This window comes from uncultured Flavobacterium sp., from assembly GCF_963922255.1.
Lineage (GTDB): Bacteria > Bacteroidota > Bacteroidia > Flavobacteriales > Flavobacteriaceae > Flavobacterium.
Genome location: NZ_CAWUIC010000017.1, coordinates 17,369 through 34,119, shown reverse-complemented (window position 1 = coordinate 34,119; position 16,751 = coordinate 17,369). Strand labels below are relative to the sequence as shown.

Genomic DNA, 16,751 nt, shown 5'->3' with positions numbered 1-16,751 from the left:
CAAATTAATGGGACTTCGAATATACATTTTTATTTTAAACTATTTGAAAGTAACTCCAAATTTAGCTGCTTCTTTTTTTGCCTCTGGTACTAAAGCAGTTAAATTATCAATTCTAGATTGATTACTTGGATGCGTACTCAAGATTTCAGGTGGTGCACCGCCTCCTGAGTTTGCTGACATTCTTTCCCAAACATATACAGCATTCATGGGTTCATATCCTGCAATAGCCATTAATATTAAGCCAATTTCATCTGCTTCCGTTTCATGAGAACGACTAAAAGGTAGCATACCTCCCACTTGCGACCCCACTCCATAGGCTTGCATTACTAATGCTTGAGTCTCTGCACTTTTATTACCTACTGCAATTGCTGCTCCAACTTGACCAACTTGCTGTAATAATCCAGCACTCATACGCTGTTGTCCATGATTAGCTAAAGCATGAGCCACTTCATGTCCCATTACAGCAGCTATTCCTGCATCGTCTTTACATATAGGTAAAATTCCTGTGTAAAAAACTATTTTACCTCCAGGCATACACCAAGCATTGACAGTAGGGTCATCAACTAAATTATATTCCCAAGCATAATCTTTAAGGTAATCTGCATTTCCATTTGCTGTAAGATATCGCTCTGCAGCAGTTTTAATCTTCATACCAATGTTTTCAATACGTTTCGCATCTGTGGTTCCTTTAACAACTTTGTTTTCACTTAAAAATTGATCATATTGCTGAAAAGCCATTGGAAAAATTTGACTATTAGGCACAAATGCCATTGTACTTTTTCCAGTAAAAGGATTTTTTGCACAAGCAATTACTATTAACAATAATAATCCCAAAATGATTTTAACTCTATTATTCATAATTTTTTTTTGTTTATTGGTATAAAAATACAAAAAAATACGAACAAAAATTATGCCTCATTTAAATTATATAATTTTTCGATAAAGTTTTATAAATCTACGTTAATCTTCCGTTCTTCTAAGTAAATTATAGTAATTTTGCAGTTAAATATTACAACTAATGTCAAATAAAGGTTCTAAAAATAATCAAGGAATTGAAATTCCACGTCTCATAATTAATACCGGAAAATTTTTACAAGCCATTTCGACTCCCTTAACAATTCGATTTGCGGCCAAATTATTTACTACACCAATAAAACATAAAGTTCCTAAAAGAGAAAGACCCATGATTGCAGATAGTTTTCAGGAAAGTGTTTTTATGGAGAATTTGAATAAAAGTGTTGTAGCTTATCATTACGGAAAGAGTGATAAAAAAGTTTTATTAGTACACGGTTGGTCTGGTAGAGGTACACAAATGTTTAAAGTGGCAGACGCACTAATTGCTCAAGGATATGGAGTTGTAAGTTTTGATGCCCCTGCTCATGGAAAATCTGAAGGTAAAAGTTCTATGATGCCTGAATTTATAGAATGTATTATGGCTTTTGATAAAAAATGTGGCCCTTTTGAATATGCAATTGGGCATTCGCTTGGTGGAATGGCTATTATGAATGCTCTGCAAAAAGGTTTTAAACCTAAAAAAATTGTGACTATTGGAAGTGGTGATAAAATTTCAGATATAGTCAATGATTTTGTGAATCAATTGGAGTTAAAACCAACTCTAGCTCCCAAATTAACTAGTTATTTTGAAAATAAATTGAAGGAAAAGATGTCCGATTATGATTCAAGTTATGTAATTCAAAATGTTGACATTCCCCATTTAATTATTCATGATAAAGAGGATGTAGAGGTTGGTGTTTACTGTGCTGAAAACATTCACAAACACTCTAAAAACAGCACTTTATTTTTAACAGAAGGTTTTGGTCACCGAAAAATATTAGGGAGCGATGAAGTAATTGAAAAAATCAATCAGTTTATTAATTAACTTTTTCTGCTTTTATTTCGTTTGTTCTTTCTTTCCATGTGGCTATAAGTTTAGTCAAATCTATTGGGATTTTAGCTTCTTGCCGAGGTAAAGTATGATTTTCAAAAGCAGTCAATAAAATACTCTCAATAGTAAAATCCTCCAAAACATCATAGGGTTTGTATTCTGTTTTAAGGTTTATATCAAATAATTTTGCTGTATTGTTTGACCAAAAAGCCTTCCAACCGCTTTTAAAATCTTTTATTAATTCAAAAGTGGTATTACCTGTTTGTCTGTTGATTAGCTTTACTAAAATTTGACCATCTTTTCTTGATAGTTTTTTCAGTTTAGCTTCAAATTCATTGGTTAAATAATTTTCAACAATTTTAAAATATTTCTTCTTTTCTTTTTCAGTTTTTAATGTACTCATCATTTCATTCATTGCTACTAATTTTTCAGAAGCTATTTTTGCATAAGGATAAGTTTTATACACTCTGCGTTTTAAAATTGCCTTTTTCTTTTGTTCTTCAGTAAGAGTATAAGTTCCATTTTCGGTCAAAATAACTTCTTCTAATTCAATACTGTAACGAATTGTATCCGTTGAAGTCACTATAGAATCTTTTTCTTGAGAAAACCCAAAAAATGGAATAACAATAAAGAGTATGTAGGCTATTTTTTTCATGCAATAATTATTTGGGTTAATTCAATCAAATAATAGACCAAAAATATAGAATTATTGTGTAAGTCTAATTACTAATTCTTAATTTAGCAAAAATTTAAAATTTTATGAGTACAAAATCAATCTTAAACAAAGCCTCGCTTACTTTTTTAGAAAAATATTTAAACAATGCATCTCCAACCGGTTACGAATCTGAAGGTCAAAAAATTTGGATGGATTATTTAAAACCTTATGTTGACACATTTACAACAGATACGTACGGAACAGCAGTGGGAATCATAAATCCTGATGCAAAATACAAAGTAGTTATTGAAGGACATTCTGATGAAATTTCGTGGTATGTGAATTATATTACGGATGATGGATTTATTTATGTAATTAGAAACGGTGGAAGTGATCACATGATTGCTCCTTCTAAAAGAGTACATATTCACACAAAAAAAGGTATTGTAAAAGGAGTTTTTGGTTGGCCAGCCATCCATACAAGAAATAGAGATAAAGAAGAAGCTGCTAAAATCAGTAACATTTTTATTGATTGTGGATGTGAAACTAAAGAACAGGTTGAAGCTTTAGGTGTCCATGTAGGTTGTGTTATCACTTATCCTGATGGATTTGAAGTATTGAACGAAAATAAATTTATTTGTCGTGCCATAGATAACAGAATGGGTGGATTTATGATTGCAGAAGTCGCTCGTTTATTGAAAGAAAATAAAAAGAAATTACCATTTGGGTTATATATTGTAAATTCGGTTCAAGAAGAAATAGGTCTTCGTGGTGCTGAAATGATTACACAAAGTATCAAACCAAATGTGGCGATTGTTACAGATGTTTGTCACGATACCACTACGCCAATGATTGATAAAAAGATTGAAGGTGATTTAAAAATGGGCAAAGGACCAGTAATTGCTTATGCTCCAGCTACGCAAAACAACCTTCGCGAAATGATTGTTGATACAGCCGTTGAAAATAAAATTCCTTTTCAAAGACATGCTTCTTCAAGAGTTACAGGTACAGATACAGATGCTTTTGCTTATAGCAATGGTGGTGTCGCTTCTGCTTTGATTTCATTACCTTTACGTTATATGCACACTACTGTTGAAATGGTTCACAGAGAAGATGTGGAAAACGTAATTAAATTGATTTATGAATCTTTATTGAAGATTGAAAACAACGAAACGTTTTCTTATTTTAAATAGAATAGTAACCGCAAATTCGCAGATTTTTAAATTAAATATGCGAATTTGTGGTTTCTTAATTAGTGTTTAAATTTCCTTTAAATAAGCCAAAACATTCTTTTCAATTCTATCTTGAATATTAGAAATATCAGCTTTTACGAATTTTTCTCCAAGAATATTTTCGTATAATTCAATATATCTTTCAGAAACTGTTGCGATATATTCATCTGACATATCTGGAATTTGCTGTCCGTCTTTTCCTTGAAAACCATTGGCAATTAACCATTGACGTACAAATTCTTTCGATAATTGTTTTTGAGCTTCTCCTCTATCTTGTCGTTCTTGATAACCTTCAGCATAAAAATAACGCGAAGAATCTGGAGTATGAATTTCGTCAATCAAAACAATTTTACCATCTTTTGTTTTCCCAAATTCGTATTTAGTATCTACTAATATTAAACCTCTAGAAGCTGCAATTTCAGTTCCCCTTTGGTATAAAGCTCTAGTATATTTTTCTAAAACCAAATAATCTTCTTCACTAACAATTCCCTTAGCTAAAATATCTTCACGTGAAATATCTTCATCATGCTCTCCATTATCCGCTTTTGTTGAAGGTGTAATAATTGGTGATGGAAATTTATCGTTTTCTTTTAATCCTTCAGGTAAAGCAACACCACAAAGCATTCTTTTTCCTAAAGCATATTCTCTTGCTGAATGACCAGCTAAATAACCACGAATTACCATTTCTACTTTAAAAGGTTCACATAAATGCCCAACAGCAACACTTGGATCTGGAGTTGCAATTAACCAATTAGGTACAATATCTGAAGTTAACTCCATGAATTTAGTAGCAATTTGGTTTAAAATTTGACCTTTATACGGAATTCCTTTGGGCATCACCACATCAAAAGCTGAAAGTCTATCGGTTGCAATCATGACTAATAAGTCATCATTGATGTTATAAACTTCTCTAACTTTTCCGTGATAAACGGATTTTTGATTGGGAAAATTGAAATGGGTAGTCGTAATTGTGTTCATTAAAAGTAGTGTGTTGTTTGTTATGCAAATGTAATTTGTTTACTAATGCCAAACAATATCAAAAATAAAAAAAGGAGAAATAAAAATTCCTCCTTTTCCACTTAAGTAAACAAAACCCGCTTATTTAAAGCGAATATTATAGGTTACACCTAAACCAACAGTTTGCAAATCAACATCATTTTCTGCAAATGTGTTTTGGTAAAAGGCATAAATATTCCAATCCCTGTTATGATAACCAATTTGAGGATTAACATATAATCCACCATCATTATTTTCTATACCAGTAAGGAATCCATATCCTACATCTGAACCAAAAAACAATCCGCTTGGGGTGAAATAATAACGTAAAAAACCGGCCAGTGGAACTACTCCAAAATCTTCTAAGTCATCTTTTGCAAAATAGTGACTGTAACCAGAAGCAAGACCAATAGCAAAATTAGGATTAAATAAATACTGCCCTCTTAAATCTAATCCCAAATTGAATGACGAGTAATCATCTGCGTCTCCTACGGGAACTCCAGCTGTTATACCAGCCTTTAGCCATGAATTGTCTGAAGTAATGTCGATTTCTGTTTCTTGAGCAAATAAAGGACTCAGTCCTAATAATCCGATAATTAAAAATAATTTTTTCATAATTTTTTTTCTTTTAGTTAATGATACAAATGTCGGTTAGGTTTTTAATAAAAAATTACAAGATTTTAAACAAAGTTTATAGAATTAATAGGCATAATGGTCTACCTAACTGATTTTCAATAAAAAAAGTCAGTTAGGGAAATAACTGACTTTTGAATGTGTTTTTAGAAAATATTTTAATGCTTATAAAACCTTCTTTCTAATTACAAAATTAAAAACTCTATATCCCAAAGTTCTTCTCAAATATTTCATGAAATTGGCATCAAAACCAATAGTATATCTTCTAAAACTCTTTTTAGGGTTTTCTGCTATTGAATGTAACTTGAATACAATTTTATCAATTAAATCATGATTCTTGCAGGTTTTATTAGCTAAAATGGCATCAATTTTATGCATCATTGCATTATAATGGTCAATTTTTGTGGGTTTTGACTTCACTACATTGGCTTGAAAATTAGTAGGTACATTTCCAAATTGAACGGTGCAAACACTTATGTTTAAATCCATTAATTCATAAGCCATACATTCAGAAAAACTTTCAACAGCCTGCTTTGTGGAATGATAAAAGTTACCTAAAGGCAAATTCACCAAACCTGCAACAGAAGAAATATTGATAAATTGTCCATAATTTTGTTCACGGAAAACAGGAATAAAAGCTCTACAAACTTTCACTACTCCTAACCAATTTACATCAACAATAGAATTTATTTCATCGTCTTTTGAAAGCTCTACAAAACTTCTGTAGCCTTTTCCTGCATTATTAATGATTACATCTATAGTTGTATAATCCTTTAAAATTTCAGACTTAGCTTTTTCAATATCTTCTGTTGAAGTAACATCCAAAGGATAAAACTTTATATTGGAATGAATATTTAAGCCTTCCACTAAATCTATATGATGTACTGTTGCAATTACTTGCCAACCTTTGTTAGCAAAAAACAACGATGTTTCATTTCCTAATCCTCCACAAGCTCCTGTTATAAGAACAGTTTTCAATATTTTTATTTTTTAATGAACCTCAAAATACAATAATTTATGAATAAAATAAAAAACCAATCATTTTCATAATTGGCTTTCCTTTATAAATTAAATAAAATATATCTATTCTCTATATTCTATTCTCTATATTCTATATTCTATTCTCTATATTCTATATTCTATATTCTATATTCTATTCTCTTTTTCTAATCGTGATTTTCAATACTCTTATAAGCATCAATAACTTTCTTCACTAATCTATGACGAACAATGTCTTTATCGTCTAAATAGATAATTCCAATACCTTCTATGTCTTTTAAAACTAAAATAGCTTCTTTTAAACCTGAAATAGTTCTTCTTGGTAAATCAACCTGTCCTGGATCACCTGTAATCATGAATTTTGCATTTTTTCCCATACGAGTTAAAAACATTTTCATTTGATTATGAGTGGTGTTTTGAGCTTCATCCAAGATAACAAATGCACCATCTAAAGTTCGTCCTCGCATAAATGCCAAAGGAGCAATTTGAATAATTCCTTTTAAAATATAATCTTCAAGGGTTTGTGGTGGCAACATATCTCGAAGGGCATCATACAAAGGTTGCATATAAGGATCTAATTTTTCCTTCATGTCACCAGGCAAAAAACCTAGGTTCTCTCCTGCTTCAACAGCTGGTCTGGTTAAAATAATTCGTTTGACTTGTTTTTCTTTTAACGCTTTAACGGCCATAGCAACTCCAGTATATGTTTTACCTGTACCAGCTGGACCAATGGCAAAAACCATATCGTTTTTATTTACTAAATCAACTAGTTTTTGTTGATTAGGTGTCATAGCTTTAATCAACTTTCCTCCTATTCCATGAACTAAAATTTTATCTTTGCTGTCCATGACTTGTGTTTCTTGTGCATCGCTTTCCAATACACGCAGGATAACGTTATCATCAATTCGATTATATCTTGTAAAGTGCTGCATCAATCGCCTAAAACGAGTTTCAAATTCATTTAAAACTTCTTCTTCACCATAGGCCTTTAAAATCGTACCTCGAGCGACAATTTTTAGTTTTGGATAGTATTTTTTGATAGCTTCAAGATGGTTATCTTGCGTTCCCCAAAATTCTTTTGGAGCAATGTCGATTAATTCAATGATTCTTTCGTTCAAGGGCTTTCTTTTTAAATTATTTTTGGTAAGCTAAAAAATACATTAGCTTTGCAATCAAATTTAAGAAAAATAATGTCTGTTTTATTTTAAGTTATAAACAAATTTATGTCAATAATTACCCTAACATCTGATTTTGGATACAAAGACCATTATGTGGGTGCTTTGAAAGGGAAGATTTTATCACAGTTTTTAGAAGCCAAAATTGTTGACATTTCGCACCAAATTGATTATTTTAATGTATTTGATGCAGGTTATATTATTGAAGCAGCTTACAAGAGTTTCCCTAAAAATACGGTACATATTATTTGTGTTAATTCGGAGCGAGCAACTGGTGTTGAACATATAGTAATGCAATGGGAAGACCAATACTTTATAACAGCAGATAACGGCATTTTAAATACACTAACTTTAAAGAAAAAAGCTCAAAAGATAGCCGTAATCAATATTCATGATAGATTGACTGAAACATCAGATATGAATGTTTTTGCAACCGTAGCTTGTCATTTGGCAAAAGGTGGAAACATTAGTGTAATAGGAAAAGAAATAGAAACCCTAAAAGCTTTTCACACTACTCCATTAATTATATCAGAAAATCTAGAAGAAATAAAAGGAAACATTATTTACATAGATTACTTTGGCAATTGTATTACCAATATTTCCAAAAAAGTATTTGATGAAGTAGCTAAAAACAGAAATTTCGAAATTAAATTCAAAAATAAAACCATCAATAGAATTAATACAAGTTATGCTGATTTCAAAATTACAGCAACCAAAACTTTAAAAGATTATGAAGGGGAATATTTAGCCCTTTTTAATCAAGCTGGTTATTTAGAAATAGCCATTTATAACGGAAATCCAGAAACTGTGGGTTCAGCCACTTCCCTATTAGGCTTAAAATTTAGAGACATAGTATCCATAAAATTCAAATAACCCATTACCAATCACCCAAAATCCATTACCTAAAAAAATATGTTTGTACGAATAGTAAAAATGCGTTTTCAAGAAGATAAAATAGAAACTTTCCTTGAAAATTTTGAAGAAAATAAAAACCACATACGAAATTTTGAAGGAAACCGTTTACTAGAATTGTATCAAGATAAAAATGATCCTCGTATTTTCTTTACCTATAGCTATTGGGAAAACGAGTCGGATTTAGAAAACTATAGAAAATCTGAGCTTTTTGGTGGTGTTTGGAAATTTACTAAAGCACTATTCAGCGACAAACCTGAAGCTTGGAGTGTGGATAAATTAGTTTCATTAAAATAGTTTTTTTTGTTTCAATTTGTTTAAGAGTTTCAAGTTAAATAATACTTTTGCATAACACAACCTGAAACTAAAAAGAATTAATAATAAAATATGAAAGCATTACTCCTTAGAGAAATAAAATCTTTTTTTGGCTCACCCATTGGTTATTTGGTGATTGCCATCTTTTTAGTACTTAACGGTTTATTTTTATGGGTTTTTGAAGGTGACTTCAACATTCCTAATTCCGGATTTGCCGATATGAGTCCGTTTTTTAAATTATCTCCTTGGATTTTAATATTCTTAATTCCTGCTGTAACTATGCGCAGTTTTTCGGATGAAAAGAAACAAGGAACTATTGAATTGTTATTTACAAAACCACTTTCTATTTGGGAAATCGTAAACGGTAAGTTCTTTGGTGCTTTGTTGCTAATTATAATTGCAATTATTCCTACCTTGATTTATGTAGTAATGATATCCTATTTCGGAAATCCTGAAGGAAATATTGATATGGGAAGCACAATGGGTTCTTATTTTGGCCTATTATTTTTAATTTGTGGTTATACAGCAATCGGAGTCTTCACTTCTACACTATCAGAAAATCAAATTGTAGCCTTTATTATTTCAGTATTCTTATGCTTCTTTTTTTACTTCGGATTTGATGGTATTGCAAGTTTTATGGGAGAATTTAGTGCTTTATTTGCTTCTTTCGGAATGGATTATCATTTTAAAAGTATGAGTCGAGGTGTTTTGGACACAAGAGATATTTTATATTTTGTTAGTGTTACCATCTTGTTTTTAGCAGCAACTGTTTATCAACTTAAATCGTTAAAAGGGTAATGGAAGCAAACAAAAAAAATAGCCTTAAACAATTAGGAATCATCGCTGCCGTTTTATTGGCCTTAAACATATTGGGAAATTATTTCTTCAAACGATTTGATTTAACCAAAGATAAACGATATACTTTATCAGAAACCACATTAAACATCATAGAATCAGTTGATTCACCTTTGTATATTGATGTTTTTTTGGAAGGAAAATTTCCACCAGAATTCAAACGTTTACAAAACGAAACCCGACAACTTTTAGAAGAATTTACGGCTTATAATTCTAATATTATTTTCCAATTCGTTGACCCTATCGAGAAAGAAGAAGAACGAGTTGATGTGATGAAGAAATTCTACGAAAGAGGTTTAATGCCATTAAGCATCACTGTTGAAGATAAAGGAAAACAATCTCAAGAAGTAGTTTTTCCTTGGGCTGTTACCACTTATGGTGATAAAAGTACAAAAGTAGCTTTATTGAAAAACCTCATGGGTGCCTCTACTGAAGAAAAAGTTATTAGTTCTGTACAACATTTAGAATTTGCTTTTGCGGATGCTTTAAATAAAATCACTAAACAGAAACAAAAGAAAATAGCCGTTTTAAGAGGAAACGGTGAGTTAGGTGATCGTTACATAGCTGACTTCCTAAAAACAGTTAGAGAAAGTTATTATGTTGGACCATTTACTTTAGATTCAGTAGCTACAAAACCTATTGAAACTATTGAAGCACTGCAAAAATATGATATGGCTATTATAGCTAAACCAACTGAAGCTTTCACCGATGAAGAAAAACAAGTTTTAGACCAATTTATCATTAATGGTGGAAAAACACTTTGGTTAGTAGATGCCGTGAAAGCAGATATGGATAGTTTATTCACTGAACCACAAATTTTAGCTTTTCCCCAAGATTTGAATTTAACTGATCAGTTGTTCCAATACGGAATTCGAGTGAACGGTCAATTAGTAAAAGACGAACAAGCTACAACGATTAAATTAGCTACTGGTCAAGAAGGAAGTCAAACGCAGTACCAAGAATTCCCTTGGCGTTTTTCTCCATTTATTTACCCTTCTTCCAACCATCCTATTGTGAAAAATATGGAAGGAATTAAATATGAATTTGCAAATTCAATTGAGATTCTTAAAAATGATATCAAAAAAACGGTGCTTTTAACTAGTTCTCAATATTCAAAACCTGTTGGAACACCAACTCCAATCAACCTTGATTTAGTAACTGAAGAAACACAACCAACTGATTATCCAAATGGTGGGCTTTTACCAATGGCTGTTTTATTGGAAGGGAAATTCAAATCAGTTTATAAAAACAGAGTATTACCTATCAAAGATCCTAAGTTTAAAGAAACCAACAAAGAATCAAAAATGATATTTATTTCTGATGGTGATGTGATTAAAAACCAACTAGACAAAGATGGTTATCCAATGGAACTAGGATTTGATAAATTCACCAATAACCTATACGGAAATAAAGAGTTTTTAATGAACTGTGTCAATTATCTTTTGGATGATAACGGATTAATCAACATCAGAAGTAAAGATGTAGATTTACCTTTGTTAGATAAAGAAAAAGTCTATGAAAACTACACTTTTGCACAGGTTATTACAATCGGATTACCACTTGTAATTCTTGGTTTATTTGGGTTTCTATTTACTTATTTACGAAAAAGAAAATATGTGAAATAATTTTTCAAGAACAAGGACAAGTTCAATAACAAGAGTAATTGAAACTTGAAGTTGAACTTGCTCTTGAAAATTGTATTTAAAGATTGTATTTTCAAAATTTAAAATTATATTTGTAATCCTTAAAATTAATAAGGATTTTTAAAACACAGAAGATGAAGTTTATCGTATCAAGCTCTTATTTATTAAAGCAATTACAAGTATTAGGTAGCGTAATCAACAACAGTAACACCTTACCTATTTTAGATAATTTTTTATTCGAATTAGACAATAATTCACTTAAAGTTTCTGCATCCGACTTAGAAACTACCATGACAGCTTCACTAGAAATTGATTCTACCAGTACTGGAAGTGTTGCTTTACCTGCAAAATTATTATTAGAAACTTTAAAAACTTTTCCTGAACAACCCTTAACATTCACTGTTGAAGATAATAATACTGTTGAAATTAGTTCGAATTCTGGAAAATATGCATTAGCATTTGCTCCAGGAGAAGAATTTCCTAAATCAGTAGCTTTAGAAGATCCTTCTTCGACTCTAGTTCCTGCTGAAGTATTATCAACGGCTATCAACAAAACTATTTTTGCTGCTGGAAACGATGACTTAAGACCAGTTATGAGTGGAGTATTTTTCCAATTCTCACCACAAAGTTTAATCTTTGTAGCCACAGATGCTCACAAATTAGTAAAATATGCTCGCACAGATGTTGTAGCTTCTGAAGTAGCAGATTTTATCATGCCAAAGAAACCTTTAAACATTTTAAAAGGAATTTTAGGAGCTACTGATGCTGAAGTAAAAATTGAGTATAACGATTCAAATGCAACATTTTCTTTAGAAAATTATGTATTGACTTGTCGTTTAATCGATGGAAAATATCCTAATTACGATGCCGTTATTCCAAAAGAAAATCCAAATAAATTAATCATCAATAGAGTTCAGTTTTTAAACTCAGTTCGTCGTGTGGCTATTTTTGCTAATAAAACGACACACCAAATTCGTTTAAAAATTGCAGGAACAGAATTAAATATTTCTGCAGAAGATATTGATTATTCAAACAAAGCAGACGAACGTTTGACTTGTGAATACCAAGGTGACGATATCCAAATAGGTTTCAACTCAAGATTCTTAACAGAAATGTTGACTAACTTAACTTCAGACGAAATCCAATTAGAAATGTCTATGCCAAACAGAGCTGGAATCTTAACACCAATTGATGGTTTAGATGAAGGTGAAACAGTAACTATGCTTGTAATGCCAGTTATGTTAAATAGCTAATTTTACGCAACTCAATTATATGAAAGCCATAAGTCGGTTGATTTGTGGCTTTTTTATTGAATATAATTGATGTCATGTTGAACTTGAATCAGCATCTATTTTTTAAGCAAAGAAGCAAAGCTTTTCGCAAAGTAAATTGAAAAGATTATAAAGATTTCTGTAATTTCTTTAATCTGTGTTCCAAAAAAAACTTCAAAACAAGCAACCACAAGCCAACAAACATTGTGAAACTTAGTGCAAAACTTAGGTAAACATTGTGCTACCAATAAATCATAACCCAAAAAACTTATTATCTTTGCAAACCAAACCGTTTAACAATTCAACAATTAAACAGTTAAACCCAAAAAAATGATCAACCAAGAAACTATTGTCGCATTAGCAACTCCATCAGGAGCTGGAGCTATTGCTGTTATTCGATTATCAGGAAATGATGCCATAACTATTGCTTCTGAAGTATTTGAATCGGTTTCTGGAAAGAATATTGCTACACAAAAAACACATACCATTCATTTGGGACATATAATTGATAATGGAAAAATATTCGATCAAGTCTTACTTTCCATATTCAAAAACCCACATTCTTATACAGGTGAAGATGTTGTTGAGATTTCTTGTCACGGTTCAACATTTATTCAACAACAAATCATACAGTTATTGCTTCGTAAAGGAGCTAAAATGGCTCAAGCAGGTGAATTTACCTTGAGAGCTTTTTTAAACGGTAAACTCGATTTATCACAAGCAGAAGCTGTTGCTGATTTGATTTCGTCAGATAATGAAGCTTCTCACCAAATTGCTATGCAACAAATGCGAGGTGGTTTTAGCAATGAGATTGCCAAATTGCGTGAAGAACTACTAAACTTCGCATCATTAATCGAATTAGAATTAGACTTTGCGGAAGAAGATGTAGAATTTGCAGATAGAACTCAATTTGCTGAATTACTAAACCGAATTGAATTCGTCTTAAAACGTCTAATTGATTCTTTTGCTGAAGGAAACGTAATTAAAAACGGAATTCCAGTAGCCATTGTTGGAGAACCGAATGTGGGGAAATCGACTTTACTAAATGCTTTATTAAACGAAGAACGAGCGATAGTTTCTGACATTGCTGGAACTACACGCGACACTATTGAAGACGAATTAGTCATTGAAGGCATCGGTTTCAGATTCATAGATACAGCTGGAATTCGTGAAACAAAAGATGTGGTAGAAAGCATTGGAATTCAAAAAACCTTTGAAAAGATTGAACAAGCACAAGTAGTTTTGTTTTTAGTGGACAGTTTACAGTTAACGGTTGACAGTTTGAAAAGTTTAAAAGTTGAGACCGAGAAAATCAAAAACAAATTTCCACAAAAACCAATTGTTGTAGTTGCCAATAAAGCAGATTTATTGACTGAAGCACAGATTTCAAGTCTAGAAGAACAACTTACAACTTATAACTTACAACTTATAAGTATTTCCGCTAAACAAAAAACAGGTATAGAAGAACTTAAAAACACCCTACTCTCTTTTGTAAATACAGGTGCTTTAAGAAATAACGAAACGATTGTAACTAATACGCGTCATTATGATTCTTTGTTGAAAGCGTTAGAAGAAATTACGAAAGTTCGTTTTGGTTTAGACCAAAATTTATCTTCTGATTTAATGGCTATTGATATTCGTCAAGCCTTATTTCATTTTGGAGAAATTACAGGTCAAGTGTCTAATGATGAACTACTTGGTAATATTTTTGCTAATTTCTGTATCGGTAAGTAATTTTACTTGATTTAGTGAGTTTTACAATAAATTCTAATAAAAATGAGTTTTATGTAAAAGCTGTTAATCATGAAAAAAATCATAATCTTTTTTATATTTATGTCCGTTAATGTTTTCTCACAAAAACAAAATGAGATAGAAAAACGACTAAATATAGAATTAAATAAGGAACTCAAACTACAAAAAGAAGCTTCTTATTTTGAAGCTGATACATTAATTGTTGTAGAGCCCTACAAAATTGAGAATAACATTTTAAGCGTCACTGTTAAAAAAAGATCTTATTATACAAAAGAATTTTATCTAGAAAAACAAGAAATTGACTTAGATAAAATTACATCAATTATTAAAGATATAAATGTGATTTTTGAAACTGATAATGATGCTGTAAAAATAACACAAACGGATTTTGAAGGAAAAATTACTACAAGAAACTTCAATCTATTTTTTCTTCATTTATCTACAGAAAAAAACAATGAATTTTTAGCCAAAAATATCATCAAAGCCTTTAAGAAAGAAGGATACACTATTGAAAATAGGTTTTGGTTTGACTAATTTATCTTTTGTATTATAATGAGCGACAATTATAGATTTCAAGACCAAAATTTACGATTAACTGATTTCCAGAAAGAAGTTTGGATAGTTTGTCCACAGTGTTCCAAAAAAGCTATTGCTAAAGTTGATTATGAATCTCATTATGCAAGATTATTTTGCATTTCTTGTGGTTTAAATAAAGAACTATTAGAGAGCATAAAGACCGAACACATTTTACACTTTTAGAAAAATTGCCCAAGTTTTATCATGAAGCTAAAAATAGAACCGCTTTATTAAAAATAATAAAAAAATTAAGAGATAAATAAATCCACTAATTTTAAACCACTTACTTTCAATATTATATTAGTGTTACAATTTTGAATAATAGTAATAATCTTGTTATTTAAAGTATAATTTAACATTTTTTTTTATATTTGAATAACCTTTTTACAAAATATTTTTTCAATTTAACACTTTAGACATATGAAAGTATTACTATGTTCTGCATTTCTTTTTGTATCAACTTTTGTTTTAGCTCAAGAAAAGTATAGAATTCAATATGATTATAAAACAGATAATTTTGAATACTTTAAATTGGATAAAACCAATAAAATAGTTGATACTTTAAACAATCCAAAGTTTAAAAGAAACAGCTTAATTGAAATAAAATTACTCAACGTAAATCCTTTTGCAGTAAATATTAAAACAGATGTAAAGGAAGAAGAAATTCATACTTCAGGAGGAAATGGTTTTAATTTTTCAAATTTATTAGGAGGTATAAGTTCGGTTTCTGATAACGACTTGAAATTAAACGTTACTAATTTACCATCGGGTTCACTAACTCCATCAAGAGGGGAAGGAAACTCTCAAAGTAATAAATCAAGAGGAGAAAAAATTAATTCAAAGTTTTCAGAATTAAATACTTTATCAACGAATATTGATGCTTTGAAAAAATCATTACTTGCAAATCTAACTAATCCTAATTTAGATAAAGAAACCATTTTAAAAAATCTAATTCAAGTTGCCTCTATTCAAGAAGATTCAAGAATTACTGATCCCAATCAAAACTTTCATGTATATCTTTCGAGTTTAAAGAAAATAGTTAATGAAGATTCTAACATAATTTCAGCAAACATCAATGAAATAAAAAGTGAAATTGATGCTCAAGCTATTGAAAACACTTCAGTTTCAAGAGGAGAATTAAGAGCTCAAAACATGACTTATTCTAATTTAGAATCTTTATTAGGAAAACTAAATGAGTCGTCTAATTGGACAACAGAAAATCTAAATAAAATTGAATCTTTATACACTTCTTTAGAATCTTCATCTTTTGAACAAACATACGATTATGAAATTTCTGCGGATAAAGTAAATTTAGAATTGCAATTCATACAAAGTGATTTTGCTGATAAATTAGATGATGATAGTAATTTAACAACTTTAAAAACTCGTCATGTGAAATTAAAATCAAAAGGTGGTTTTAAAATTAATACAAGTGTAGCTTTAACTTTGAATAATTTTAAATCAAAGTCTAATGATTATTTTATAGACGAAGATGGAGTTATTGGTGCAGATAGTAACAGTTATTTTACCCCAAATTTGAGCACTATGATTAACTTTTATCCAGTACTTGGTGAAAACTTTAATTTGGGAGGAAGTTTTGGAATATCGATTCCGATTGCTGATGCTATAAATGGTGTTAATTATTTATTTGGACCATCTATCATTTTAGGAAATCAAAGCCGTTTGGCTCTTTCTGGTGGAGTTGCTTATGGACCAGTTAAAAAACTTATCAACGGTTTAGAAGTTGGAGATACAACTTCTTTAAATGATGTAGATAGTTTTACCAAAAACGTGTATGATTTTGGATTTTATTTCGGAATTTCATTTAGTATTTTTAATTTAAATTAATCAT

17 protein-coding genes are annotated in these 16,751 nt (G+C 30.5%); 11 read left to right on the top strand and 6 right to left on the bottom strand.

The genetic code is table 11. The features are described 5' to 3' along the window. Window positions 1-39: 39 nt before the first annotated feature. Complete coding sequence (locus AABJ49_RS12535; RefSeq protein WP_338378627.1) at window positions 40-858, bottom strand: M48 family metallopeptidase; 819 nt, start codon at window positions 856-858, stop codon at window positions 40-42. A 160-nt stretch (window positions 859-1,018) separates the two neighbouring features. On the opposite strand from AABJ49_RS12535, the gene AABJ49_RS12530 reads away from it, so the two are divergent. Then, on the top strand, window positions 1,019-1,879 hold the full coding sequence (locus tag AABJ49_RS12530) for an alpha/beta fold hydrolase (protein WP_338378626.1): 861 nt from the start codon (window positions 1,019-1,021) through the stop codon (window positions 1,877-1,879). Here AABJ49_RS12530 and AABJ49_RS12525 read toward each other — a convergent pair. Beyond that, entirely contained in the window at window positions 1,872-2,540 is a 669-nt protein-coding gene (locus tag AABJ49_RS12525) for a DUF4294 domain-containing protein (protein WP_338378625.1), read from the bottom strand. The two genes, AABJ49_RS12530 and AABJ49_RS12525, sit on opposite strands and share 8 nt — an antisense overlap. A gap of 104 nt (window positions 2,541-2,644) precedes the next feature. On the opposite strand from AABJ49_RS12525, the gene AABJ49_RS12520 reads away from it, so the two are divergent. Next, entirely contained in the window at window positions 2,645-3,733 is a 1,089-nt protein-coding gene (locus tag AABJ49_RS12520; RefSeq protein WP_338378624.1) for a M42 family metallopeptidase, read from the top strand. A 66-nt stretch (window positions 3,734-3,799) separates the two neighbouring features. Here the strand turns inward: AABJ49_RS12520 and AABJ49_RS12515 are convergent, their stop codons facing one another. The 4 genes from AABJ49_RS12515 to AABJ49_RS12500 form a co-directional block, all read right to left on the bottom strand. Then, complete coding sequence (locus tag AABJ49_RS12515) at window positions 3,800-4,750, bottom strand: phosphoribosylaminoimidazolesuccinocarboxamide synthase (protein WP_338378623.1); 951 nt, start codon at window positions 4,748-4,750, stop codon at window positions 3,800-3,802. A 120-nt stretch (window positions 4,751-4,870) separates the two neighbouring features. Next, the gene (locus AABJ49_RS12510; RefSeq protein WP_338378622.1) at window positions 4,871-5,383 is read right to left on the bottom strand and encodes a hypothetical protein; all 513 of its coding nucleotides are present in this window, start codon (window positions 5,381-5,383) and stop codon (window positions 4,871-4,873) included. A gap of 183 nt (window positions 5,384-5,566) precedes the next feature. Further along, a complete protein-coding gene (locus AABJ49_RS12505) occupies window positions 5,567-6,379 on the bottom strand; it encodes an SDR family NAD(P)-dependent oxidoreductase (protein ID WP_338378621.1) in 813 nt (270 codons plus the stop codon). Between the two features lie 188 nt (window positions 6,380-6,567). Beyond that, window positions 6,568-7,518 carry a PhoH family protein gene (locus AABJ49_RS12500; RefSeq protein WP_338378620.1) on the bottom strand — a complete coding sequence of 317 codons (951 nt, stop codon included), beginning with the start codon at window positions 7,516-7,518 and terminating at the stop codon, window positions 6,568-6,570. A gap of 105 nt (window positions 7,519-7,623) precedes the next feature. Here AABJ49_RS12500 and AABJ49_RS12495 point away from each other — a divergent pair, with 105 nt between their 5' ends. From AABJ49_RS12495 to AABJ49_RS12455, 9 genes are all read left to right on the top strand, one after another. Beyond that, entirely contained in the window at window positions 7,624-8,448 is an 825-nt protein-coding gene (locus AABJ49_RS12495) for an SAM-dependent chlorinase/fluorinase (protein WP_338378619.1), read from the top strand. Between the two features lie 39 nt (window positions 8,449-8,487). After that, window positions 8,488-8,784 (top strand): antibiotic biosynthesis monooxygenase family protein, encoded by a 297-nt coding sequence (locus tag AABJ49_RS12490; protein WP_338378618.1) that lies wholly within the window; start codon window positions 8,488-8,490, stop codon window positions 8,782-8,784. 90 nt (window positions 8,785-8,874) lie between these two features. Next, a complete protein-coding gene (gldF, locus tag AABJ49_RS12485; protein ID WP_338378617.1) occupies window positions 8,875-9,600 on the top strand; it encodes a gliding motility-associated ABC transporter permease subunit GldF in 726 nt (241 codons plus the stop codon). Next, window positions 9,600-11,282 carry a gliding motility-associated ABC transporter substrate-binding protein GldG gene (gene gldG / locus AABJ49_RS12480; protein WP_338378616.1) on the top strand — a complete coding sequence of 561 codons (1,683 nt, stop codon included), beginning with the start codon at window positions 9,600-9,602 and terminating at the stop codon, window positions 11,280-11,282. Before gldF ends, gldG begins: the two co-directional genes overlap by 1 nt. Window positions 11,283-11,434: 152 nt before the next feature. Beyond that, window positions 11,435-12,553, top strand: coding sequence for a DNA polymerase III subunit beta (gene dnaN / locus AABJ49_RS12475; protein ID WP_338378615.1), 1,119 nt, complete (start codon window positions 11,435-11,437; stop codon window positions 12,551-12,553). A 348-nt stretch (window positions 12,554-12,901) separates the two neighbouring features. Then, window positions 12,902-14,305, top strand: coding sequence for a tRNA uridine-5-carboxymethylaminomethyl(34) synthesis GTPase MnmE (gene mnmE, locus AABJ49_RS12470; protein WP_338378614.1), 1,404 nt, complete (start codon window positions 12,902-12,904; stop codon window positions 14,303-14,305). 69 nt (window positions 14,306-14,374) lie between these two features. After that, a complete protein-coding gene (locus AABJ49_RS12465) occupies window positions 14,375-14,857 on the top strand; it encodes a hypothetical protein (RefSeq protein WP_338378613.1) in 483 nt (160 codons plus the stop codon). An 18-nt stretch (window positions 14,858-14,875) separates the two neighbouring features. After that, the gene (locus AABJ49_RS12460; protein ID WP_338378612.1) at window positions 14,876-15,082 is read left to right on the top strand and encodes a hypothetical protein; all 207 of its coding nucleotides are present in this window, start codon (window positions 14,876-14,878) and stop codon (window positions 15,080-15,082) included. A 237-nt stretch (window positions 15,083-15,319) separates the two neighbouring features. Further along, window positions 15,320-16,747, top strand: coding sequence for a hypothetical protein (locus AABJ49_RS12455; protein WP_338378611.1), 1,428 nt, complete (start codon window positions 15,320-15,322; stop codon window positions 16,745-16,747). Window positions 16,748-16,751: the final 4 nt, after the last annotated feature.